Raw genomic sequence first — 24,908 nt, 5'->3', positions numbered from 1 at the left:
TTTGATTATTTTTGTTTTGAGTCAAGTGTGACGGTTTTTTTGATATCAGCATCGGTAAATTCGAGACGACTGACGTGGTCGCCTGTTTCTAATCCTCTAACCACCGCAATATTGTCTTTGTAGCGTTGCTCTAATAGTTCAACTTGAACTTTCATGATTTTATTTTGACGCACAATCCACACATAGGGTTGTGACTCAATATTTTTGACCAGATCGAGTGGCACAATTTGTCCCGAAATTTTCTGTGAACTCATGATGTTACCATCAATAAATGAACCAATGCTCAGTGAACTCAAGGTTTCTTTTGGCGTAGCAAAGAATTCAATTTGACGACTGGCTTGATCAGCAATTGGGGAGATTCGGCTAATGACCGCAGTTAAACGATTTGGATTGCCCTGAATTTGATATTCCACTTGATTGCCAACACTGAGCGCGCTTTGCATATCGCTTGGTACTTTGGCTTGAATCTCAAGTTGATTGGTATCTACAATTTCAAATAAGGTTTGCCCGATTGCAACGGTTTGACCCGGTTCAACTTGGCGCGCAGTGATCACACCACTGATTGGACTTTTAATGAGACCATCTTGATCCGCTTTGAGTGCGATATCGACATTGGCTTGTTGGGCGCGGGCATTTTCAAGTTGTGCTTGGTAATCGACACGGCTTTGTTCATATTCAACTTTGGAAATAAAACCTTGATTGAGTAAACGTAGTTTACGTTCCATCATCAATTTCGCTTGGTTGGCTTGCGCTTGTGCTGAGGCTTTATTGGCTTGGGCTTGGGCTAAACGTGCTGCATTGTCCTGATTATTCAGTCTTAGTAAGATTTGCCCTTTTTGAACTTTGTCACCGACTTGTGCATTGACGTTAGTTGCAGTTGCGCTTACTTGGGCTTGAATGCTGCTTTGATTGACTGCACGTATCGTCCCAGTGAAGGCGGTCATTTGCACAGAGTCACCCGATTGAACTGCAACTAAATCTTGGGCAATTAATTCAATATTTTGTGGCTCTGCTTGTTTTTGAGTGGGTTCTTTCTGACCACAGCCCGTGAGGGCAAAATTGAAGCTTAAAATTCCGACAATCAAAGCCAAGCGAGAGGATTGAAGCAGGTGAAACATGGTGTGCGATTTAAGTTGCATAAGAGTCCTTTATAGCGCCGTCTATAAAAGCCCGAATTGACTGGATTATTCGAGTGCTTTTAAGCGACTGATTATTCTGTCGTATTCGGCTTCTAAATTTCGATAGCGACTTTGTAAAGATTGAATATTTTCTTTTTGCTTTGTAATGTTATTTTGGTTGGTTTGCAGCGTAAGCTTTAAGTGCTCAGGGGCAGTCTTTCCTTTTCGCGCAAACTCACGTTCTTGACGTACAAACATGACGCGATCGGCTTGTAATTGTTTGAGTTGGTCTTGCTGAAAAACCAATTGTTTTTTAATTTGGGTAAGTGCTTCCTGTTTTTTCTGCGTCGCAGTATGACTATTATTATAAGCACGTTTTAGTTTGCTATCTTCGGCTTTGCGCTGTGCCTGAATAGCACGTTGAGGTGCTTGTCGAATATCAGCTTCGACATTATAGGGGCGTGCGCGTTGAATCACTTGCATGTTTTGATCGAGTGCTTCATAGCCAAAACGGATATGGTTAGGTGTCACATTGGTGCTGATATTTGCCACACCTTTGCTGTCATAATAGCGATACCACTTGGCTTTTTTTTGAGCATCTGCGTAACTCAGCGTTGTCTGTAAAGTCAACGTGATGAACAGAAGCACACCTCTTAGATACTTATTTTTATCAATGCAAGCAAGTTTTTCTGCAAACTGACTCATCATTGGCACCCCAATTTAAAGTTGACTAAATTACTTATTTTAAAGTAATAATAATGATATATTAGACTGAAACCGCTCAATTAAAAACTAGTGTAAGTCAAAAATAAATCAATGAATATTATAAAATGTGAAGTTGTTGTTAAAAAAAACCTTTTATGTCGACTTGCGTGGAAAATGTGCGTTGATAATGCCTTGTGAGGTATGTTAAAAATAATCATCATTCTTAATAAAATAATGCTATAAGCGCTATTGTTAATAGTCCTTAAAATGAGAAGGGTCAAGAAATGGACGATAAATTCCAAAATCTAAAAGTCATGGTGATTGATGACTCAAAAACCATTCGTCGTACAGCGGAAACTCTTCTTCAGCGTGAAGGTTGTGAAGTCGTCACTGCAGTGGATGGTTTTGAAGCACTATCAAAAATTGCAGAATCGAGTCCAGATATTATTTTTGTCGATATTATGATGCCACGTTTAGACGGTTATCAAACGTGTGCACTCATCAAAAATTCTCAAAATTACCAAAATATCCCTGTGATTATGCTATCGAGTAAAGACGGTTTATTCGATCAAGCGAAAGGTCGTGTTGTGGGTTCGGATGAATATTTGACTAAACCATTTAGTAAAGATGAATTGCTTAACGCAATCCGTAACCATATTAGTGCTTAATTTGATTTTTTTTGGGGGAAAAGCATGTCACGTATCCTTATTGTAGATGATTCACCTACAGAAACGTTCCGTTTTAGAGAGATTTTAACTAAACATGGATTTGAGGTAGTCGAAGCATCGAATGGGGCAGATGGTGTGACCATGGCGCAGTCGGAACTACCTGATCTTGTCTTAATGGATGTGGTGATGCCGGGTGTGAATGGCTTTCAAGCAACACGTCAAATTGCACGAGGCGCAACCACTAAACATATTCCGATTGTGATTGTAAGTACGAAAGATCAAGCGACTGACCGTGTTTGGGGTAAACGTCAGGGCGCTGCAGATTACTTAACGAAGCCAGTCGATGAACAACAATTAATTGATGTAATTAAGCAGCACCTCAATGCAGGATAGGCGCTATGGCAGCAAATGGATTTATCGAGCTACTTCGTATAGCAAAGCGTGGTAATAAAAACTACGTTTCTAACGAAAATGAAGTGAACCGATGGTCAGGCATTGCTTTTGAGATGATGGGGCAATATTTTGTTGCTCCGCTGGGGGAAGTATCCGAAGTGATCTATCCTCCAAAATATACGCCAGTACCGAATACTCAAGCTTGGGTGGTGGGACTGGCGAATATTCGGGGAAGGCTCTTATCGGTGTCGGATTTGGCACATTATGTTTCAGGTCACAAGAGCCAATTTACACCGACTCAAAAAGTATTATGTATTAACCATAATGATCAGTATGTCGGTTTAGTGGTTGATCAAGTTTTGGGGATTCAACACTTTAATAAGAAAAGTTTCTTTTCAAAAAATGCTGAATTGGATGAGAACCTACAAGACTATTGTCGTGGTTTCTTCCATCAACATAGCCAACAATGGCATGTGTTTTTATTCAGTCAATTGTTGCAAAATCCAAAATTCATGAATGCATCTATAAAATTTATAAATTAATTGTTGCGCGAAAGTAAAAAAGGCGTAATCGGGGGAGAGGCTGGATGGGCTTTAAGCTTAAAAAGAAAAATGCAGGTGAAAGCGGGGCGCGTAAAGGCAGCAATGCTTTTTTAGCAAAAATTCAGGCGCAAACAGATCAATTGTCGCGTGTATTTGGGGATAGTGAAAAATCTAAACCACTGATTTATGGCGCAGTGGGCTGTTTAATTGCGGCGACCATTATCTTATTGTCTCTTTTCTATATTATTCCTCGTGCCAATGAATTGACCCGTAGCTTGGGTGATTTGCGTCTGTTGTCACAAACCATTTCACGTCAGGCAACAGAGGCAACTGCGTCTGGCACACCTGAAGCCATGAAGAAATTGACTGAATCACAAAAGTCATTTACGGATAACTTAAATACAGTAAAAAGTATTCATGCCAATAATGATGCACTTCAAGCTGTGGATCAACAATGGAATGAAGTATCAAAAAGTATTGATTTGATTTCCTCACAACAAAAAATTATTAACCAGTTATATGACACCAATATTGCCATTGGTGAAGCGATTCCAGGGATTCAGGCGGAATATAACTTGATGGTTGACCAAATGGCACGTCAAGATATGCCATCGAGTCAGGTGGTGATTGCGAAAAACCAAGTATTCATTGCGGAACGTATTTTACGTTCAATTAGCTTGGTGCTGACAGGTACCGATGGCTCTCATGAATCTGCAGATGACTTTAGCTCAGATACTGAAACATTTGGTTCATATTTAAATGCGCAACTCACAGGTTCAAGTGAACTTGGGGTGGATCGTATTTCAGATCCAACCTTACGCGAATCATTAGAAGGCATTAAATCTGAATATGATGGTGTATTAAAATCTGCATCAGCAACGATTTTGCAAAACTCCACACAAATTGTAAAAGTACGCCAAGCATCGGCTTCGATTTTTGCTCAATCGGATGCCTTACTTGAAAACTTAAACAAACTATCAAGCAATACCGGTCTTAAAACTGCGATTCCAGCATTGCTGTTGATCTTATTCCTGACAGGCTTTTTGATTTGCGTATTCAAATTACTGTCTTTACGTGGCGTATCGGATAAACAACGTGTAGGTCGTTTACAAGAAGAATATGACCGTAACCAAAACGCAATTTTACGTTTACTCGATGAGATTGCCGATCTTGCAGATGGTGACTTACGTTCGTATGCAACGGTATCGGAAGACTTTACTGGTGCGATTGCCGATTCGATTAACTTTGCGATTGATCAACTGCGTGACCTAGTTTCGCGTATTACCGAAACATCGCAAGAAGTTGCACAATATACTGCCAATACTCAGGGCATTACCAATCAGCTTGCCGAAGCCTCTGAACATCAGGCACAGGAAATTGCAGGTGCCTCTGCCGCAATCAATGAAATGGCAATGTCGATTGACCAAGTATCTGCCAATGCTGAAGAGTCAGCGGTGGTTGCAGAGCGTTCAGTACAAATTGCTGCGAACGGTGCTGATGTCGTAAACCGCTCTATTGAGGGGATGGACACGATTCGTGAACAGATTCAAGAAACCTCAAAACGTATTAAGCGTTTGGGTGAATCATCTCAAGAGATTGGTAACATCGTTGCCTTAATTAACGATATTGCCGACCAAACCAACATCTTGGCATTGAATGCAGCCATTCAGGCATCGATGGCAGGTGAAGCAGGTCGTGGTTTCGCGGTAGTTGCCGACGAAGTACAGCGTCTAGCAGAGCGTTCAGCATCTGCAACGAAACAGATTGAAAGCTTGGTTAAAACCATTCAGACAGATACCAATGAAGCGGTAATGTCGATGGAACAAACCACATCTGAAGTGGTACGTGGTGCAAACTTATCTAAGGATGCGGGTGTCGCACTGGATGAAATTCAAACAGTATCAAATAACCTTGCGAAATTGATTGCCAACATTTCGGATGCGGCAAAATTGCAGTCTGCATCGGCGGGTCATATTGCAACGACCATGAATGTCGTACAAGAAATTACCTCGCAAACCACGACAGCAACCTTCGATACAGCACGATCTGTATCTGAGTTGGCAAACATGGCTGATGCATTACGTGAATCTGTATCTGACTTTAAATTACCAGAATAAAGCGATTAAACCGCGCTAAAAATGTGCCTTAATTCAGGTTAAGGCACATGCAAATACAGATAAAGCGTTGAGAAAATGTCCTGACATTGAGAGAGGGTTCTCGCGTGCTGGTCATCATTAAGTTTGCGCAAGCCATTGGCTGCAAGACGTAAGAAGCCTGAGCTATGAAAGAAATATTAAAAAATTTAGTAGAAACGACATTGCTTCCCGAAGATGAGTATTTAACTCAAGATGCAGAGATTTTAGATATTTTTGTTGAGGAGTTAGAGGAAATCTTTGAAGAGCTGAATGCTATATTTCCACAATGGTTATCGAACCCTGATGACCCAGAAATTCTTGCAACAGTACGTCGCCATTTTCATACCTTAAAAGGTTCAGGACGCATGGTGGGCGCAAAGGTTGCAGGCGAACTGGCTTGGGCAGTTGAAGATACCTTAAATCGAGTTAAATCAGGCGCAATTCCGTTAACGCCGACTGTGCAACAATATGCCAAAGCGGCATTGAACGTCTTTCAATATACGCTTTACCCAAGCTTCAAACAGGTTGCAAGCCTAACCATTGATGTGCGCCCATTGGTGCTTTTAGGTCAACAATTACAAAAACAACAAAGTCCTGAACCTTCGCTCGAAGAGTTGCTCAGTCTTGCCGACACGTTAACAGCTGAAGGGCAATTGACAGGCTTAGAATGGGCAAGTACTGAAGAAACTGCAGCAGCTGCCGTTCATACTGATGTGATTAATGAACCAACAGAAGTATCTGTAGCAACTGCTGATGCGCATTTTGCTGCGAGTGATGTTGAAGAAACACTAGCGATCTTCCTTGAAGAAGCGGAAGAGCACCTTGCAACGATTACTAAATTCTTAAGTAATACAGATGAAAAAACTCAAGATTATAATGGGCTGATTCGAGCGCTGCATACTTTACGTGGTAGCTCGTCTATGGCACATATTGATGAAATCTTTGATGCCAGTTCTAAAGTTGAAAACCTATTTAAAAACTTAGTCCAAGATGAAATTAGCTCAAGCTCTAAAGAAACGGGACTCTTGCAGCAATATGTTGAATTTGTCAGTGATTATTTACATATTCTGCCTCAAGGTAATACTGAAAAATTGCATCAGATTTATCAAACATTTGACCGTATTTGGAATGATTACGGCTTTGCCAATGATGAATCAAATGCAGTGCTGCAACCGCAAGGTATTGTCAGCAAACTCATCGAACTGAATATTGACTTATTGCTCGATGCTGAATTTGAATTTGATAGCCGTATTCAAGATGAATATCCAAACTATGTTGAGATTCTTAGTCAAGAAGCTGCGGAATTATTGCAACATACCGATAACCGCGCATCGCAAGGCATTTATGATTTCACCGCAGATTTAAAATTAGCTTATGATGCATTAATCGTTAAACCACAATTGCTGAGCGGCAATTATGTGTACGAGCTATTTGCGCAGGCACATCAAGAATTTATTCATTTATTCGATACATTAGCCGCTGGTCAACGGGTCATTTTAACTGAAGAAACACAGAACTTACTCAGTGAATTGGTAGCTTATATTCAGCAAGATATTGAAGTTTTTGCTGAGTCAGATGTTGCAGAACATGCAATTGATACAGACGAGAAACAGGATGTTTCTGAAGTTGCATCATCTGTTGAAATGCCGACTGCCGCAGGGGTCGATTTCGCTGCACTCAACCAACGTATTGCATCAGATCGTGCACAACAAGATGCACCTGATGCCAATCGTGACTTTGATGGTGATCTTGTTGATATCTTCTTAGAAGAAGCGGATGAACTATTGGTGGGTATTGATCAGGACTTAAATACATGGTCAAAAAATCACGTTGATACCACTTCTTTAAATAATTTAATGCGTTATTTGCACACCTTAAAAGGTGGCGCGAATATGATTGCCGCATCGCATATCGGTTCAATTGCGCATGAACTAGAAAGTATTTATGAACGTGTTATTCGTAAGCAAATTCCAGTTACATCTACACTCATTCAAATTATCCGTTTAGTTCAAGATAATATTTCCGATCGTATTCAATCCATTCGTGATGATTTAGTTGATTATCCTGCTCCGGCAGCAATTGATATTTTGCAAAATATCCAAGGCATTGTAGATGGTCAGTCCACGGTTCATGTGGCAGCTCTCGAACAAACGATGTCAGAAGTCGTGGTTGAAGCTGAAAGTGCTTCAGTAACTCCAGATGCCTCAACAGAAGAGAATGTGACAGCGCTAGAGTCGATAGATGGTGTTCACACGCTTTCAGAAGCCGTTGATCTTGAGACCAATGAGGCTAATGACGTACTTAACGAATCTGTTGCTGAGCATACAGAACAGGATGCTGAATTTGAAGTAACGACAAAAGAAGTGTCACCTGCATTTGAAAATAAAGCGGTACTGAGTGAAGAAGAGGAACTTCAATCGATTGTTGAAGAAACCTTCTTAGAAGAAGCAGAAGAGATTTTAGCCAATACTGAGAAGCTCCTTAATCAATGGTTTGATCAACGTAGTGACCGAAGTTTATTACTTCAATTACAACGTGCAGTACATAGTATTAAAGGTGGCGCACGTATGATGGCGAATGAAACCATCGCCACCATTGCTTATGAGCTAGAGACCACGTTTGAACAGTTTGCAGTACATCATTTCAATTCAAATGCATACGATGCCTTATTATTAAAAACGCTTGAATGGTTAAAGACAGCGATCTTTAAACGCGAGTATGACAATTTTGAGCATATTCGTTCGGCATTAGAAGCGATTGAATATGTCGATGTGACTGCGCAATTGCCAGAGCGTTTAACCAAAACTGAAAGCCTTTCTGCGAGCACGAGTTTCGAATTTGTGCAGGGTGATGGTTCAGAACCACCAAGTATGCTCGGTGAATGGTCAGAATCGAATAATACCGATAGTAACAATGAAATGATCCGAATCTCGGCAGATTTGGTCGAGAAAATGATTGATCTTTCTGGTGAAAATGCGATTAACCGTTCACGTATTGAGATGGATCTTGGTCAGCTCGGGAATACCTTGAACGAGATGGAACTCGCGATCAAACGTCTTGCTGATCAGTTACGTCGTATGGATGGTGAGTTAGAATCACAAATTATTGCGAAACATGGCAATGAAAATTCACGCTATGCTGATTTTGACCCATTAGAAATGGATCAATATTCATCTTTGAATCAATTGTCAAAATCATTGGCGGAATCTGCGTCGGATTTGGTGGACTTTAAAAGTACGCTGTCTAATAAAATTCGTGATACCGAAGGTTTATTGTTACAACAATCGCGTATTCAGGCTGAAATTCAAGAAAGCTTAATGCGTACCCGTTTGGTGCCGTTTGATCGGATGCTACCACGATTACAACGTATTGTGCGTCAAACATCGACCACACTTAACCGTCCAGCAGAATTAATCGTTCAAAATACTGAAGGTGAATTAGACCGTACCATTCTTGAACGCTTAGTCACACCATTTGAGCACATGCTACGAAATGCGATTGACCATGGTATTGAGGACACAGCAGAACGTATCGCTTTGAACAAGCCAGAAGTTGGTTCAATTGTGCTCAATATTAGCCGTCAAGGCACCGATGTTATTGTCTCCTTTAGTGATGATGGTAAAGGGATCGATGCAGAACGTATTCGTGAAAAAGCCATCAGTTTGAATTTAGTTCAACCTGAACAAGCGATTGATTCAGAAGAGCTATTACAATTTATTTTCCACCCAGGTTTCAGTACTGCAAAAGCGGTGACTCAAATTTCAGGACGCGGTGTGGGTCTAGACGTTGTCCAAAGTGAAATTAAATCACTGGGTGGGCATGTTTCAATTCAATCCGAATTGGGTAAAGGCACAACCTTTACCATTCGTGTACCGACAACGGTTGCGGTCAGCGATGCCTTAATGGTCAAAGCGGGCGATCAACAATTTGCAATTTCGTTGGCACAAATTGACCGTATTGTACGTATCGCACCATCGACCTTAGAAACCTATTTCAATAGCAAAGAAGACTTCTTTAAAATTGATGGGCAAGATTATAAATTACGTTACGTGTCCGAGTTCGTTTCCAATCAACCGATTCCACGTCTAAACAACGTTATGCATTCTTTGCCTGTATTGTTAATTAAAGGCAATCATGGACAAACCACTGCTTTATTGGTGGATCAACTCGTCGGTTCGCGTGCACAAATTGTGGTGAAACCAATTGGGGTACAGTTTGCCAATGTCGGCGTGGTTGCAGGCGCAACGATTTTGGGTGATGGTCAAGTTTGTCTGATTCTCGATGGACAAAATGTGGCGCGTCAGATTCAAGCAACGCAACGAATCAAACACCATATTGATCAGCGTGAGCAACGTTCAAGTGATTCACGCCGTTTAGTGATGATTGTGGATGACTCAGTGACGGTACGTAAAGTAACTTCACGTCTACTTGAGCGTCAAGGTTATGATGTGGTGACTGCCAAAGATGGTGTCGATGCGATTGAGCAACTTGAAAATATTAGACCAGATTTGATGTTGCTCGATATTGAGATGCCACGTATGGATGGTTTTGAAGTGACCAATTTGGTTCGCCATCACGAAATTCATCGCGATTTGCCGATTATTATGATTACTTCAAGAACTGGTGAGAAACATCGTGAACGTGCATTTAACTTGGGCGTAACGCACTATATGGGTAAACCATTCCAAGAAGCTGAATTATTGGCAAATGTGCAAGATTTAATTGCTGAAAAACAGGGCTAAGATATGAGTCAAGCATTGGTTTCAATACATACTCACGACAAAATCAGTCAGCAAGAGCTTCAGCATCTGATTACGGTTTCAACTGGATTTATCGATGCGTATATCATCGATTGTTATGGTAAAGAACCGATGTTATTGCCACAAAATATTGTGTTATCTGCACTCGATAGTGATCGACAAGTCCAATCAGTAGAATGGCATGAAGCTATGCTGCCAGTCTATTCAGTCAGTGAGCCTAGCGATAAAAATGGCGTGGCACTCGTCATTGAAGGTGATGAGATCACTCAGCGTTTTGCTCTCATGTGCAATGAAATGCCGAAAACTGTACGTATTCGTATTTCGGAAGTTGTAGATGCTGATCTAGATGTGAAAGATGCTGCAATCTTTCAATATGTGCGCATGGGTGAAAAAATTTATCATATTCCGAATATGGCACATATTCAGGCATCGATTGGGCTGTAAGTCACTTTAAAGGAATCGTCAGTTATAAAAAAGGAACGCCATGGCGTTCCTTTTTTGTTTTACTCTCAAACTTGATTAAGCCAAAAGTCCTTCAAGAATTTGTTCATAAATTTCAGCCAAAGGCTCTAACTCATCAATATTGACATGTTCATTAATTTGATGAATTGTGGCATTTAATACCCCCAGTTCAAGCACTTGTGCGCCTGTCGGTGCAATGAAACGACCATCTGATGTACCACCTGATGTTGATAGCTTAGTTTCAATGCCAGTCACATTGCGAATGGCATTTTTTGCAGCATTTACCAATTCGCCAACAGGGGTCAAGAACGGTAAGCCTGAAAGTGTCCAAGAAATTTCATAATCTACGGCATGACGATCTAAGATTTCGAGCGTGCGCGCCTTGAGTTCATCAGCAGTCACTTCGGTTGAGTAGCGCCAATTACAGAGCAAATTCATGCTACCTGGAACAACATTGGTTGCGCCTGTACCCGCATTAATGTTGGATATTTGGAAAGAGGTCGCAGGGAAGTATTCATTACCGTTGTCCCAAACGGTCTCACATAACTCTGCAAGCGCTTTTGATGCCGTGTGAATCGGATTAATTGCCAAATGTGGATATGCCACATGACCTTGTTTACCTTTTACAGTGATGTTGGCATTGAGTGAGCCACGACGACCATTTTTCACAATATCGCCCAGACGGTTGGTACTTGACGGTTCACCGACTAAACACCAATCGATTTTCTCGTGACGTGCTTCAAGTGTTTCAATGACTTTGACTGTACCATTAATAGATGGACCTTCTTCATCAGAGGTAATGAGATAAGCAATAGAACCTTTATGATTGGGATGTTTTTCAACAAAGCGTTCAGTGGCCACCACCATTGCTGCCAATGCGGTCTTCATATCGGCACTACCACGACCATACAGCTTACCATCACGGATTTCAGGTAGGAACGGATCTGAATTCCATGCTTCTAAATTTCCTGTAGGCACAACATCCGTATGACCGGCAAAACAGAACACAGGTGCTTCGGTGCCTTTACGTGCCCAAATATTATCAACATCTTCAAAACGCATAGATTCGATATTAAAACCGACTTTCTTTAAACGTTCCGCCATAATATTTTGGCAATCGTGGTCAATCGGCGTTACAGACGGTTGGCGTAACAGTTGTAAGCTTAAATCGAGAGTCGCAGAAGAGGTCATATGAAATACATAAGTCGATGAAATTGTCGGCTCTATAATAGGCGAATCTATACGGATTTGTGAACGTTAGACATAAAAAAACCCTATTTAAATAGGGCTCCTTTATGAAAAGCAATTAAATTAATTGCGGCGAATTTCTTCAGAAGTTTTTTCAGCAGTGCCAGTTACCGCTTGACCTGCTTTAGACACATCTTTACCTACGCCTTTAAAGGTGTTACATCCAGTTAATACAAAAGCCATGACCAAAGAAGTAGCTAGAATTTTTTTCATCATCATCTCCGTAATTATCAATAATAAAATTATTATGATGTGGAGTTAGAGTAAAAAATATACGCTACAAACAGTATGTGGTTTTCATAGTGCTTCGGTAAATAAATGTAATAGAAGTAGATTAATTTATGGAATCAAGGGTGTAAATTTCATCTGCCGATACATATAAAAATCCTGACTGCATTGTTTCTTATATAAACCATCTGTCCACCAGAGGGCAGGATCACTGGTTGGATCTACTTCTGGATAAATCCATTCATGGCGTTGCAGGCGATAATAAGCCTCTGCTTGATGGGGAATGTGATGATCCCATAAGCCAATGCGCCGTTGAGTATTGACCCAATCAGGCAATTCGTTAGGGTTGATATGAGGTGGGATGTATAGTTGTCCTTTCAGCATGCAAAAGCGTCTTTCAATCTGATACCCGAGAGCATCTTCAAATTGGAACTGCTTTTGGGTGAAATGCTTTAGTTTTCGTTGTAGCGTGTCACTACGATTGAGTCCATACCAATGTGGCAAACTTAAATCAGCTTCTGCTAAATAATATTTTAAAGCCACTTCCCAATGCTCAATCTGTTGGGTTTGATTGTTTAAAATAACAAAATCCAATTCACCGAGCGTTCTTGGTCCAGCAATTTTTTGAATACTATGACCGAGTAAGGTGTAGTGATGATAGGCATCATCCAAAAGCCAAAACCAAACGAACATTTCAAAGCGTAAGCCCAAACGGGTACTTTTTAAGGTGCTCACAAAATCAATGAGTGCCGTCGGATCGCGATCTAGTTGTATTAAACGCGGATGATAAGCGTCTAAATGAGCTTGCCACACAATATCAGAATGCAACTCAAAATCATGATGGATCTCAAGTTCTTGTGGGATTTGACAGAGAATATTGGGACTGCCAATGGCAAACGCCAATTGGCGCACTAAAGGATGTTGATAAGATAGCCATGCTTCATTGAGCTCGGTCTTCAACTGGGGAGAGGGCATACAACATCCTATTTGAAATGTTTTAAATACAACGAATACAACCAAAACACTTTATACTACCGCAATTGTGTGCTTAAGGTTGTTTTATGAAAACGTTGTTTTGGCGAGGCTTGGTAATACTATTTGTATTGCTTGGTTTTATCGGTGCATTGCTTCCGGGTATGCCAACGACGGTCTTTTTGATTCTTGCGGCATGGGCAGCATCAAAAGGTTGGCCACAAATGGATGCGTGGTTGCTCAATCATCCTAAATATGGCGCAACCTTACGCGCATGGCGTGAAAATGGCACAGTTCCTCGCAAGGCAAAATGGTTTGCCAGTAGTATGATGTTGTTGAGCGGTATCATTATGCTGTTTACCAATGCCCCAATTGCCGTGAAAATATTTACCGATTTAACTATGTTGATTGTGGCGATTTGGTTATGGCGCCGTCCTGAACCTCAAACGCAGATCTTAAAAACACAAAATGATGAATGATATGTCTGTTAATTCGATAGAAAAGCTTAGGATTGATCAGGTTGATATTTTGATTGATTTAGCAGCCCAAAAACTTTATCTGCCAAAACTCAACAAAAGCTATAGCGTGTCCACGGGTTTAAATGGCATTGGCGAAGCGGAAAATAGTGGCAAGACGCCACGAGGTTTCCACTGCATTGCAGAAAAGTTTGGTCATGATCAACCGATGAATAGTGTATTTATTGCAAGACAAACGACTGGTGAAATTTATAGCGCTGAATTAGCACAACAATATCCTGAACGGGATTGGATTCTGAGTCGTATTTTGCGATTAGGCGGTTTAGAGCCTGGGTTCAATCAAGGCAAGGGCTGTGATAGTTATCAGCGTTATATCTATATTCATGGGACACCCGATTGTGAGCCGATGGGGCAGCCTTTATCGCATGGCTGTATCCGGATGCGCAATAAAGATGTAATTGAACTGTTTGATCTCGTCGATGAACACGCCTTGGTTTATATTTCAGAGCATAGCATTTAAGGTTGTGCTTTTTTTTAGATGGATCGAAGTGGATGTGTACTGCGCCATAAAAAGAACAAAGCAGCCGTTATAAAAGAAGACTTCAATAAAAAAGTGAATATTCTCGTATTTTGAATCCTTGATTAAAAAATGGGATGAAAGTTTTTAATGCTCTCATCTGTATTGAAATCCAATAAAAGCACTTTTGATTATTTTTTGGTCTTAAACGATCGTTAAAATAATAAGAGCCGACTCCTATAGCGGTTGAGTCAGTGATCTTGGTTTAATTAATGTGCAATAAAGGTGGGGAAAGCCTTTTTACAGAAAAAGATTCTTAAAAAAACTAAGTCAGTTTTAGCTAAGCAATAAAATTTTTTCGCTATAAACTTAAAAAATATACAAAAAGTGTTGTTTTTTTTAACAATTAACCTATTTTTTAATCACTCGTAACTAAAAAGTGGAAAACAGTCAGAAAAGCGTTTGACACACCGTGAAGATTCTCTATAATGCACCTCATCAAGCGATGAAGTCGATTTGAAAGGGCGCTTAGCTCAGTTGGTAGAGCGTCTGCCTTACAAGCAGAATGTCGGCGGTTCGATCCCGTCAGCGCCCACCAAGTTTCTTTCATTTTTGAGATTTTATAGTGCAGCGGTAGTTCAGTTGGTTAGAATATCGGCCTGTCACGCCGAGGGTCGCGGGTTCGAGTCCCGTCCGCTGCGCCATTTTAAAATCTTGATCATTCGTTTGCCACAATAGCGACATTGTGAAATTGCAGCGGTAGTTCAGTTGGTTAGAATATCGGCCTGTCACGCCGAGGGTCGCGGGTTCGAGTCCCGTCCGCTGCGCCATTTTACGATAGACCTTTTGAGGGCGCTTAGCTCAGTTGGTAGAGCGTCTGCCTTACAAGCAGAATGTCGGCGGTTCGATCCCGTCAGCGCCCACCAGATTTTTTTGTGATGCAGCGGTAGTTCAGTTGGTTAGAATATCGGCCTGTCACGCCGAGGGTCGCGGGTTCGAGTCCCGTCCGCTGCGCCATCTTAAGAATCAAACAGTTTGACCCTTTAAGGGCGCTTAGCTCAGTTGGTAGAGCGTCTGCCTTACAAGCAGAATGTCGGCGGTTCGATCCCGTCAGCGCCCACCATATCTTTGAAAGATATATGCGATGCAGCGGTAGTTCAGTTGGTTAGAATACCGGCCTGTCACGCCGGGGGTCGCGGGTTCGAGTCCCGTCCGCTGCGCCATTTTTCATTCCTGAGATGAAAGATGTGATCAAAACACCAAGACGACACACTTCGTTTGTCTTGCGTCATAAAAGCAACACTGTTGTTTTTATTCCTCAGGGCGCTTAGCTCAGTTGGTAGAGCGTCTGCCTTACAAGCAGAATGTCGGCGGTTCGATCCCGTCAGCGCCCACCATATTCTCTTCTTGCTTAAACTCTCAATTTTCCATAAAATCCAAATCTATAATAATTTTAAGATTTCATGGCTATGAGAAATCCATATCAACGCAAGGCTGCGTCTAAAACTCAAAATTCCGCTTACGATCCTCTACAAGTCTACAAATCGTTTATTGAAACTATCGTGGCTCAAGCCAGTATTTATGCCTTATATCAGGATGGATGGGCACTTTGTGCAACACCTACTGGCCAAAAAGCATTTGCAACGTGGCAAAGTAAGGGGCTTGCAAAGTTACTGATAAAAGATAATTGGGAAAAATACGAAGTTCAGGAAATCACCTTAAAAGATTTTGTAGAAAAAGTGATTCCTTTTTTACGTCAAGAGAACACCACATTGTCTTTAGACTTGACGCCTGAAGGGCAGAATATCTTGGTTGCACCAGAAAAATTTCTCTTAGATATCAAAAATTATCTTTATCAGATTTATGTTCAAAAACCTGAACTGTTTAAAAATGCTGCCATACCACTACCACGCCAGATTCGCCTGAATTCTTAATGTACTTTAACGATTAATATTCATTCAATAGCCAACCACTGATATAAGCAAAATATTCACGTAACCATGAATGATAGCGAATATATAGTGGGGTATCTGCACTGACAGCGATGATCTGTTGATAGCCTTGATGTTTCGCAATAGCTTGAGCACGTAATAAGTGGAAATCGCTGGTTACAATGGCAATAGGTTGCGTGAGCGAAATACTATTTGCATTCAAGATGTCTTTTGAATAACTTAAATTTAATGCAGTACTGGTACTGCGATCTTCCTGCACAATTTTATTTTTTAAATTTGGATGTTGCTGTAATAAATATCGATGCATGACAGATGCTTCATTATAACTTTCTCCTGAAACTAAGCCACCCGATACAATCATAAGGGCTGATGGATAAGTTTTTGCATAATATGCAGCAGCATCTAAACGTTTTCTTAGACTTGGGGTGGGCTCAGCACGTTCAACACCACCACCTAAGACAATAATTGCTTGCGGTGGTTGTTGATCAGTTTGAAATTTGGCATTGAATTGAATGTAGCTAAAAAATACAGCCACAGTAAACAGCCATAGCCATATACCTGCCCAAAGGCTTTGCCATATTCTTTTTCTTAAAATAGAAGAATTGTGCCAAAGCTGAATTCTCTTGAAAAAGAGAAAATAAAGGCTCAGGAAAATACCGAAAAATAACGTCACGAAAATACCGAAATGCATCTTTTCAAGACTCATCAGCCATAGGCTGTATGTCACTAAGACAAAGCCAATCACTAAACTGAATATTCTTTTAAGCTGATGAAGCATTTTTTAACCTTGAACCTTTTTGTAGAATCATTATAAATAAAAAAACCGAGCACGATGGCTCGGTTTTTAGGTTTTGATTTTTATGGATTAATAGACATCACGGCGATAACGTCCATCTAAACGAAGTTGATCAAGATGTGCTTCGCCAAGAATTTGACGTAGAGCATGGTCAACATCGCTCGCCATACCATTGATGCTACCGCAAACATAGATCACGGCACCTTGATTGATCCAAGCTTTTAATTCTTCGGCATTTTCTTGCAATTTATGATGCACATAGACTTTTTCAGCCTGATCGCGTGAGAAGGCAAGATCAAGACGTTTTAAGGTACCCATTTGCAGCCACGTTTGTAATGTTTCTTCATAGAAGAAATCATGTTCACGCTGGCGTTCACCAAAGATCAGCCAATTGTCAGTATATTCTAAACGATGACGCGCATTTAATAGACTCATTAAGCCTGCAATGCCCGTACCATTACCGATATAAATAATTGGACGATTATCTGCAATTAAATGGAACGATTCATTGGTGCGAATACGTAAAGCAACCTCGGCGTTGATCTCGGCATGTTTAGTTAACCAGCCTGAACCGAGTCCTAATTGACCATGTTCATCCGATTGTTGGCGTACCACTAGACGCAAAACTTGTTGTGCAGGCACGCTGGCAATCGAATATTCACGTGTTGGTAGAACAGGGAACTGTTCAAGCCATTGATCTAAAATTGCAGTTTTAGGCACATCAACCGTAAGATCTCGATTCCATACATAGTTTTCAATGCTTTGACCTAAAACCTGTGTATTTGGATTCAGTTCATATTTCGCTAAGAATGCCTGAATTCGTTCACGGCTATTTGCAGGTTGAATTTCAGCAATATCACCAGCTTGCCAATGTGCACCTTCAGGCATTTTAAACTCAATATTAAATGCTGGTGCACCTAAACTATTCGGATTCAATAGCTCACGTTTACTCAATGTCCACGTATCAAAAGTCTTATCAATGTGCATGGTGTTCAGCTCTAACTCTGTTGCTTGTGCTAGAGCAGTATTCCAAGCTTGAATCTGTTCAGGATTCGCATTGTCCACTTCAATAGTATTAAACATCGCTTGAGCTGAATTTTGACTTAGCCACTGATCAATACGATGACCGAAGCTACAGAACGTGTCTGGATATTCTTTAGAACCCAGAGCAAGTACTGCATAGTTTAAATGGCTTAAATCTACTTGAGTTGTTAATATTTTTTTCGCAAAACTTGAGGCTAAATCCGGTGCTTCACCTGTACCGTAAGTACTTGCAATAAACAGGACTTGTTCAAATTGCTTTAAATCATCAATAGTTAAGTGTTGTACTGCTTTAACCGTAACGGGTTGTCGTGCTTGTTGAAGTGATGTTGCTGTGCGCCAAGCCAATTGCTCAGAGACACCTGTTTGTGATGCATATGCAATCAGCCATGGTTTTGCATTTGGATCGACGGTCACCGCGACATTATTTTGACGTGCAGCAGATGTTAATTTCTTCTGTTTACGACGTTTTAAATACAATAACCAACCCGTCACAAAGAACAGCGGCATTGAAAGTGCAGCAAGCATGGCAAAGAATTGATAAACAGGACCGAAGAAGCTACCGCGATGCACGGGCAATAAGCTGCTCATGATTTTTTCATTGAGCTTTTTATCTTCGTAGAGTTTTACGTCTTTGAATTCAGCGGTTTGATAATCAAATTTTGCATTATTACGTGCACGTTCATGTTGAATGTTGGCATCAACAAAGCTGAGTTCAATTTGATGATCAGGTTTTTTGGGAATATTGAAAGTTACTGATGAATAGTTGGTGGCAAATTTTTGATTAAATGCAGTCCATGACTGATTCAACGCATAATCAATTTCTTGTGCAGGCAGTAGTTTTTCCTCACCATGACCTTTTTGCCCGTCACGAGATTTGGCTCCTGCGTGCTCTTTATCAGGCGATTTTTCAGAATGACCAGACTTTTCGCCAGGACCTGATTTTTCACCTTTGCCGCCTTGATTACCCTGCATTTGGGCTTTCGGAGGCTCTACGCCAAGTACAGTGTATAAACCATTTTTCCACCAGCTATACGACCAAGTTAAACCTGTGGTCGCGATAATCAAATAGAAAATGGCTACCCAAGTGCCGACAACCGCATGCAGATCCCAAATGAAATTACGACCTTTTAGCTTTGGCTTAAGCATAAACCATTGCTTAATGGTGTGACGTTTCGGCCAGCGTAAGTACAGACCTGACAACACAAAGAACAGCAGCATTAAGGTACATGCACCTGTAATCTGCTTGCCGACAGGACCAACTGTTAAATTGCGATGCAGTTGCTCCACAAATTTGAAGAATTTTTTACCTTTAATTTCAGGTAAAACTTCAGCAGTGTAGGGGTTAACCAGCATGTTATAGCCACGACGTTCACCTTCTTTGGCAATATTGACCGTGCTGGCTTGTTCAGGCAGTGCTGCAATTGTGACACTATTAATTTTGATGTCTGGTTCTTGTTTTGTGAAATGCTGATAAAGCTCGGCAGGGCTTAGCTTATTTTGATTTTGCACCTCAACGACATAGCTGTCTGGATTCATCCATTTTAGAATTTGTTGTTCGTATGAATAGATGGCACCAGTGACACCCATCAGCGACAGAATTAAACCTGCAGTGATACCGAGGAACCAGTGGATTTGAAAGAAGGTTTTTTTGAACATAATCGTGAATATAACGAATAAATATCAAGAGATGTGCGAAGTATAACGGAACATTTATGAGCTGTAATGAATTTTACAAATAATTTTCATTCTCATTTGCATTTAAGTTAAAAAAAACCTCCAAGTCGAAACTGGAGGTTTTTTTGAAAAGTGGAGCGCTTAGATTTTTTTCGCTGCGCCTACTTCTTCATTTAAATGTTTACGAATCGTGCTGAATGGGAATTTATTGCTGTCCATACGTTTTGGCAAGATATAAGCACCATCTTGACCTTTGACTTTGAAATTGACAAGAATAAATTCAGGTGTGTCATACCATTCATGAATATCTTTCCAGCCCACAGTCATTGTACCCATATTGGCACCGACACGTTGCTGCATTGAAATACCATGTGGTTGTACACCCATGCGTAGCCCTTTAATTTCTTGCACAGGAACTTCATTCAGTTTGCGTTTGGCATACCATTCAATCCCGAATTTGCGGACTAAAAAGTAAATCACGACACAAACAATCGCTACCCAACAAAAAATGGTTGAGTAGTTTTTGATGAAGATCAAGCCCAAGATTGCAAGAGCAATAATCGCACCCATAATCAACCATGCTTTTTGGCCGATTTTGAAGTTGCTACGAGACAGCGCGAGTTGAGCATTGCGCTGCTCTTGTTCAGAAATTTCATAGTTCACAGGTTGTAAACTATAAGCGTATACATTTTTGGCGGTCATAATGAAATTAACAGATTTAAAACTGTAAAAAGTTTAGCATTATTTGTGCCTATTCAGTGAGTATATTGTTTCAAAATCAGCCAAATTATATTGCGACTGATTGTGCAGGTTTATCGGTGCCTTCATGGCTTAACGTCTGTTTTAAACGATTGAGCTGTTTCAAAATACTGAAAATCAAAGAGACTTGTTGCAAGATAATCAGCGATTTATGATCTTCAGGAATACTTTGCACCAAACGCTGACGAATATTTTGCAAACGTTCATCAATATTGAAGTCAAGCGCTTCGTCACGTAATAATGTCGCTTGAATCTGCGCGAGCGCATCTTCCATCAACTGAATAACCTCTTGATCTTGAATTTGCTCACGATGCGCGCCCAAAGCAGCAATGTAGCTCATAAAGGTATGGTTTAAACACAAGAACTCAAAGGCGAGGGTTTTTTCTTTAGGATCAAAATCAGGCTCAGTCGCTAATGTTGAAATCAGTGATGCCACTTCAGCTTCAGTGTTGTGTGCAGCACGGCGTACCATACGATAATTTAGGCCATGGTTATAACCCGATTTATACTGTGTGGTGACTTCGCTTAAATAATCACACTGGGCTTGCAATGAACGGTTGATGGTACGGGGAAGGCGACGGAATTTCCAATCGGGGAAAATGAAGCTCACACCGAACCATGCAATCGCACAACCAATGAGCGTGTCGAGCATTCGTGGTACAGATGCCATAGAGCCTGTACCATCGAGGTTAAAGTTAATGAGTGCCAAAATGGTAATAAAGGCAGTGGCATGCGCATACTGTTTACTACGTAAACTTAAGAATAACGTCCCGCCGATAATGAGGAAAATAAGCTGACCTTCTAAAGACGGAATGAAGTAAAGAATAATATCGCCAATAATAATCCCGACCAGCGTCCCCATCATCCGGGTATAGAGTCGACGTTTGGTGGCATTAAAGTTGGGTAAGCAAACAAATAACGAGGTTAATAAAATCCAGTAGCCATACTGTACATCGGTAAATTGCACCACCAAGTTACCCATAAACAGCACCAGTGATAAACGAATGGCATGACGGAACAGTACCGATTCAGGTGTTAAATGCTGTTTTATACGAACCTTAATATCTTCCCAGCCTTTCAGATCATCATCTTTAAGTTGATTGAGTACAGGGTTCTTTTTGTCGAGCAGAATATGCCGTTCGGTCTCGACGTTTTGTAATTGTGCGTCAATGGCTTTTAGGTTTTCGTACAAAGAAAACAGGGCATTGATCCAATCGGGGGCATATTGTTTTTCGCTACGTAGTTTATCGAGCGATTGTTTTAAATTGGCAAGACTATGTTCAAAACGTTTGTTGTGTTCATAAGTCGTACGTTTAAAAATACTGTTACTTAAGTCTTTACAGGCTTTGGCTTGCAAAAACAAAATGCGTTGGAAGCGGAATAAAATATCACTGTGTTCAAATACTTTAACCAATTTTTGATAATCGGTATGTGCAGAGTCAGCACGTTCATGAATGTCCAATGCAACAAAATAATATTGTAAGCTGCGACGGGTATCTTTTTGCCCACGGTCGCCTTTAAGACGCGTGAGTAGGACCGTTTTCATCTCATTAAAGATATTATTCAGCTGACTGTTCTTTAAAGAGACTTCAATCATGCTCTGTTGATAACTTTTTGCGGTCATATCGACATCAAAGAGATCGGATTTGGAGAATAAAAAGTCCCCTAAAGATGAATAGCATTCGGCAAGATTGTCTTGCGCTTGGCGCGCAGGGAACAATAAAAAGCTAATGGTCGATAATAATCCGTACCAAGCACCGCCAATAAACAGCAAAGTGGCTTGCGTATACCAGTTATCAAACAGTTCGACACCCAGCATGGCGTACACCGAGGCGACCAGACAGCCGTACGAGATACTCGAATAGCGCCTTCCAAGAGAGCCAAGTAAAATAAAGCCGACACAGGCAACAAGTAGACCAATGGCGAATAGAACAGGGTGGGGAAACAGTATATAAATACACACACCTGTAATAAAAAAACCAATATAGGTGTAGAGTGAATTCATGATACGCACAGAGAAGCGATCATCAATATCACTTAAACCTGCCGCAACCACCCCGAGAGAGAGGGGAATCGTTGCGATTTGCATGTCTAGATAGTAGGGAACAAAAGCCGTTCCTGCGAAAGCGATAATTAAACGCAGGTTATACATAAAGGTCGTGTTATACGTCTTTTGCTTTAGACGCGCGAGCCAAGAGTTCAAGAGTAATCCTTGCCAGAAAATAGGGTGAAGCAGGTAGAAATGGGGAGAAAGTGAAGAGAGTCACAGTTATATCGGTAAATAATACTATGTCTGGTGTAAACTTGTCTGCAAACACTTTGTAGAATCCGTCATTATTCTCATGAAAGTTCAACCAATAAAAAAACAATACTCCAATACGTGGATTCTTCTCCTTGCGTTATTAACCGCTTTAGGACCCTTGTCGATTGATATGTATTTATCGGCATTACCCGATATGGCGAAAGACTTTGGGGTCACGACCCAAATGGTGTCTAACAGTCTTCCGGCTTACTTTTTAGGGCTTGCCATTGGGCAGCTCATTTATGGTCCAATTAGTGATCGAATTGGACGTAAACCACCGCTTTATTTTGGCTTATGTCTTTATATCGTTGCGAGTTTACTTTGTGTTTTAGCGCAAGATGAATGGAGTTTGATTGCAGCACGGATCTTACAAGCATTAGGTGGCTGTGTGGGTGTGGTTATTGCACGTGCTGCCATTCGTGATCGTTTAGATTTACAGGCGTCTGCGCAAGCATTCGCCAGTATGATGATTGTGACCACCATTGCACCGATTGTTGCGCCAAGTTTAGGTGCGTGGGTTCTCGTCTTTTTTAATTGGCATATCATTTTTGTTGTATTGATGCTTTGCGGTTTAATCAGTTTGGCTTGCGTTCATTTCTTTTTTAAAGAAACGCTAGAGCCCGAACGCCGTCTCACGTTAAATTTTAAACAAGTGATTAGCTTATATGCCTCAATTGTGCAAGATAACAGCTTCCGTCGTCCGATGATGGCGGGTTGTTTTTCAAGTGCAGTGCTGTTTTGTTATATCAGTGCCTCTTCTGCAATTTTAATGGATCATTATCATTTGACTCACCAGCAATTTGGTTTTGCTTTTGGTGCCAATGCCATCGGTATTATGCTGTTTTCCACTTTAAATAAACACATTGCGCACCGTGTGCATGTCACCTCACGTTTAAAAATAGGCACGTCCTTGCAAATATTGGGCGTGATCGCACTGATTGTGCTCGGTATCGCACAATTGGATTCCGTCATTCCTGTGTTATGTGCCATGTTTATGGTGGTGGCAGCGATTGGTTTTACAGGACCTAATGCGATGGCATTGGCTATGGCTGAACAAGGTGCACGAGCAGGTACAGCAAGTGCGGTAATGGGCAGTGCACAATTTATGTGTGGCTTGCTTGGCGGTGTGTTGCTGAACTTTATGATGTGGAATGCGCTGTTGAATATGGCATTAGTAATGAGCCTGTTTGTGGTCATTGCATCATTCACGATTTTCAATCTGAAAAAAGTTTAGCTATTAACCATCAAGGTGACGGACAATCTTGATGGTTAAGATATTTGATCAAGAATGCTATTTAGTCGACAAATATCGTAAATTCTTCAACGGGCACACGTGGAGTAATAAAGGTATTCACAATATGTGCTGGGTCTGCATAACCGAGTGACATGCCGCAAATCAGCTCTTCATCCTCAGGTGCGCCTAAAATTTTTAAAATAATACTGTGGAATTGATTCCATGCGGCTTGCGGACAGCTGTCTATACCGCGTGCTTTCGCGGCAAGCATCACGTTTTGAATCATCATAGATGCATCCATTTTTGAACCAATGCCTAACGATTCATGCACCGTAAAAAATAAACCCACAGGCGCATCAAAAAATTCAAAATTTCTCATTTGTTGGCGTGCCATTTTCTGTTTGTCGCCCTTTTGAATATTTAACAACCCATACAGCCCCCAACCATTTTCACGGCGACGCTCTATGAAGGGCGATAGCCATTTTTCGGGGTAGTACGCAAATGTTTCTGTATATTTTTTGCTAAGTTCTGGCTGGTTAAAGATCTCCATTTGCGCTTTGCATACCTGTTTAATAATTTCAGCACGTTTTTCGCCTGTAACCACATACACTTTCCAAGGCTGTGAATTGGTGCCAGAAGGCGCGCGACTTGCCACCTTTAGAATGTCTGTTAAGGTTTCTTTGCTTATCGGGGTATCTAAAAAAGCCCGTACCGAATGACGAGATGTAATGACCTGATCGACGAGATTTACATGTTGCTGATCCATGTTGTATTGTCCATAGAGATTGATTGTTATTGTTTAATCCTAAGCATCTAAATTTACCTACACATTAGTCATGCTTTGAGTTCAAATGTCGCTAGGGTTGAGACTGAATTGATTTCACCAACCTTACTTTCTTATAGCACAAGCTTTCATCAGAAGC

General features: G+C 40.9%; 20 protein-coding genes and 8 tRNA genes. 18 read left to right on the top strand and 10 right to left on the bottom strand.

Going from position 1 to position 24,908, the window contains the following annotated elements; all coding sequences use genetic code 11:
- Positions 1–5: 5 nt before the first annotated feature.
- Both GFH30_RS09910 and GFH30_RS09905 read right to left on the bottom strand, forming a co-directional pair.
- Positions 6–1,139, bottom strand: coding sequence for an efflux RND transporter periplasmic adaptor subunit (locus GFH30_RS09910; protein ID WP_153372214.1), 1,134 nt, complete (start codon positions 1,137–1,139; stop codon positions 6–8).
- A gap of 45 nt (positions 1,140–1,184) precedes the next feature.
- Positions 1,185–1,823 (bottom strand): hypothetical protein, encoded by a 639-nt coding sequence (locus GFH30_RS09905; protein WP_153373443.1) that lies wholly within the window; start codon positions 1,821–1,823, stop codon positions 1,185–1,187.
- A gap of 284 nt (positions 1,824–2,107) precedes the next feature.
- Here GFH30_RS09905 and pilG point away from each other — a divergent pair, with 284 nt between their 5' ends.
- The 6 genes from pilG (at position 2,108) to GFH30_RS09875 (ending at position 10,765) form a co-directional block, all read left to right on the top strand.
- Positions 2,108–2,491, top strand: coding sequence for a twitching motility response regulator PilG (pilG, locus tag GFH30_RS09900; RefSeq protein WP_153372212.1), 384 nt, complete (start codon positions 2,108–2,110; stop codon positions 2,489–2,491).
- A 24-nt stretch (positions 2,492–2,515) separates the two neighbouring features.
- Positions 2,516–2,884 carry a response regulator gene (locus tag GFH30_RS09895; RefSeq protein ID WP_153372211.1) on the top strand — a complete coding sequence of 123 codons (369 nt, stop codon included), beginning with the start codon at positions 2,516–2,518 and terminating at the stop codon, positions 2,882–2,884.
- A 5-nt stretch (positions 2,885–2,889) separates the two neighbouring features.
- Positions 2,890–3,426 (top strand): chemotaxis protein CheW, encoded by a 537-nt coding sequence (locus GFH30_RS09890; protein ID WP_153372209.1) that lies wholly within the window; start codon positions 2,890–2,892, stop codon positions 3,424–3,426.
- 44 nt (positions 3,427–3,470) lie between these two features.
- Positions 3,471–5,543 (top strand): methyl-accepting chemotaxis protein, encoded by a 2,073-nt coding sequence (locus GFH30_RS09885; RefSeq protein WP_153372207.1) that lies wholly within the window; start codon positions 3,471–3,473, stop codon positions 5,541–5,543.
- Positions 5,544–5,707: 164 nt separating this feature from the next.
- Positions 5,708–10,303 (top strand): hybrid sensor histidine kinase/response regulator, encoded by a 4,596-nt coding sequence (locus GFH30_RS09880; protein ID WP_153372205.1) that lies wholly within the window; start codon positions 5,708–5,710, stop codon positions 10,301–10,303.
- A 3-nt stretch (positions 10,304–10,306) separates the two neighbouring features.
- Positions 10,307–10,765 carry a hypothetical protein gene (locus tag GFH30_RS09875; RefSeq protein WP_153372203.1) on the top strand — a complete coding sequence of 153 codons (459 nt, stop codon included), beginning with the start codon at positions 10,307–10,309 and terminating at the stop codon, positions 10,763–10,765.
- A gap of 75 nt (positions 10,766–10,840) precedes the next feature.
- Here the strand turns inward: GFH30_RS09875 and dapE are convergent, their stop codons facing one another.
- The 3 genes from dapE to GFH30_RS09860 all read right to left on the bottom strand — a co-directional run bounded on the left by dapE (position 10,841) and on the right by GFH30_RS09860 (position 13,234).
- Positions 10,841–11,974: a succinyl-diaminopimelate desuccinylase gene (gene dapE / locus GFH30_RS09870; protein ID WP_153372201.1), complete on the bottom strand. Its 1,134-nt coding sequence runs from the start codon at positions 11,972–11,974 to the stop codon at positions 10,841–10,843.
- A 120-nt stretch (positions 11,975–12,094) separates the two neighbouring features.
- Complete coding sequence (locus tag GFH30_RS09865) at positions 12,095–12,244, bottom strand: entericidin A/B family lipoprotein (RefSeq protein ID WP_153372200.1); 150 nt, start codon at positions 12,242–12,244, stop codon at positions 12,095–12,097.
- A gap of 126 nt (positions 12,245–12,370) precedes the next feature.
- Complete coding sequence (locus tag GFH30_RS09860; protein ID WP_153372198.1) at positions 12,371–13,234, bottom strand: DUF1853 family protein; 864 nt, start codon at positions 13,232–13,234, stop codon at positions 12,371–12,373.
- A gap of 86 nt (positions 13,235–13,320) precedes the next feature.
- On the opposite strand from GFH30_RS09860, the gene GFH30_RS09855 reads away from it, so the two are divergent.
- From GFH30_RS09855 to GFH30_RS09805, 11 genes are all read left to right on the top strand, one after another.
- Positions 13,321–13,710, top strand: coding sequence for a YbaN family protein (locus GFH30_RS09855; protein ID WP_153372196.1), 390 nt, complete (start codon positions 13,321–13,323; stop codon positions 13,708–13,710).
- 1 nt (position 13,711) lies between these two features.
- Positions 13,712–14,227 carry a cell wall-recycling L,D-carboxypeptidase ElsL gene (elsL, locus tag GFH30_RS09850; protein WP_153389219.1) on the top strand — a complete coding sequence of 172 codons (516 nt, stop codon included), beginning with the start codon at positions 13,712–13,714 and terminating at the stop codon, positions 14,225–14,227.
- Positions 14,228–14,746: 519 nt separating this feature from the next.
- Positions 14,747–14,822: transfer RNA gene (locus GFH30_RS09845), tRNA-Val, on the top strand.
- A 29-nt stretch (positions 14,823–14,851) separates the two neighbouring features.
- Positions 14,852–14,928, top strand: a tRNA-Asp gene (locus GFH30_RS09840).
- A gap of 49 nt (positions 14,929–14,977) precedes the next feature.
- A tRNA-Asp gene (locus tag GFH30_RS09835) sits at positions 14,978–15,054 on the top strand.
- 20 nt (positions 15,055–15,074) lie between these two features.
- Positions 15,075–15,150: transfer RNA gene (locus GFH30_RS09830), tRNA-Val, on the top strand.
- A 14-nt stretch (positions 15,151–15,164) separates the two neighbouring features.
- A tRNA-Asp gene (locus GFH30_RS09825) sits at positions 15,165–15,241 on the top strand.
- A gap of 30 nt (positions 15,242–15,271) precedes the next feature.
- Positions 15,272–15,347, top strand: a tRNA-Val gene (locus GFH30_RS09820).
- A gap of 23 nt (positions 15,348–15,370) precedes the next feature.
- A tRNA-Asp gene (locus GFH30_RS09815) sits at positions 15,371–15,447 on the top strand.
- Between the two features lie 98 nt (positions 15,448–15,545).
- Positions 15,546–15,621, top strand: a tRNA-Val gene (locus GFH30_RS09810).
- Between the two features lie 72 nt (positions 15,622–15,693).
- Complete coding sequence (locus GFH30_RS09805) at positions 15,694–16,158, top strand: DUF2750 domain-containing protein (protein WP_067730887.1); 465 nt, start codon at positions 15,694–15,696, stop codon at positions 16,156–16,158.
- Between the two features lie 13 nt (positions 16,159–16,171).
- Here GFH30_RS09805 and GFH30_RS09800 read toward each other — a convergent pair whose 3' ends face one another.
- The 4 genes from GFH30_RS09800 to yccS all read right to left on the bottom strand — a co-directional run bounded on the left by GFH30_RS09800 (position 16,172) and on the right by yccS (position 22,652).
- Positions 16,172–16,954 (bottom strand): YdcF family protein, encoded by a 783-nt coding sequence (locus tag GFH30_RS09800; protein ID WP_153372195.1) that lies wholly within the window; start codon positions 16,952–16,954, stop codon positions 16,172–16,174.
- Positions 16,955–17,041: 87 nt separating this feature from the next.
- Complete coding sequence (locus GFH30_RS09795) at positions 17,042–19,672, bottom strand: PepSY domain-containing protein (RefSeq protein ID WP_153372193.1); 2,631 nt, start codon at positions 19,670–19,672, stop codon at positions 17,042–17,044.
- A gap of 159 nt (positions 19,673–19,831) precedes the next feature.
- A complete protein-coding gene (locus GFH30_RS09790; RefSeq protein ID WP_153372191.1) occupies positions 19,832–20,392 on the bottom strand; it encodes a YcxB family protein in 561 nt (186 codons plus the stop codon).
- Between the two features lie 85 nt (positions 20,393–20,477).
- Entirely contained in the window at positions 20,478–22,652 is a 2,175-nt protein-coding gene (yccS, locus tag GFH30_RS09785) for a YccS family putative transporter (protein WP_153372189.1), read from the bottom strand.
- Positions 22,653–22,791: 139 nt separating this feature from the next.
- Here yccS and GFH30_RS09780 point away from each other — a divergent pair, with 139 nt between their 5' ends.
- Positions 22,792–23,985 carry a multidrug effflux MFS transporter gene (locus GFH30_RS09780; RefSeq protein WP_153372187.1) on the top strand — a complete coding sequence of 398 codons (1,194 nt, stop codon included), beginning with the start codon at positions 22,792–22,794 and terminating at the stop codon, positions 23,983–23,985.
- A 61-nt stretch (positions 23,986–24,046) separates the two neighbouring features.
- On the opposite strand, the gene GFH30_RS09775 is transcribed toward GFH30_RS09780, so the two are convergent.
- Positions 24,047–24,751 carry a nitroreductase gene (locus GFH30_RS09775; RefSeq protein WP_153372184.1) on the bottom strand — a complete coding sequence of 235 codons (705 nt, stop codon included), beginning with the start codon at positions 24,749–24,751 and terminating at the stop codon, positions 24,047–24,049.
- Between the last annotated feature and the right edge of the window lie 157 nt (positions 24,752–24,908).

The organism is Acinetobacter wanghuae, assembly GCF_009557235.1.
Lineage (GTDB): Bacteria > Pseudomonadota > Gammaproteobacteria > Pseudomonadales > Moraxellaceae > Acinetobacter > Acinetobacter wanghuae.
The sequence above is the reverse complement of the archived record's forward strand: the minus strand, read 5'-3'. Positions and strand labels throughout refer to the sequence as shown.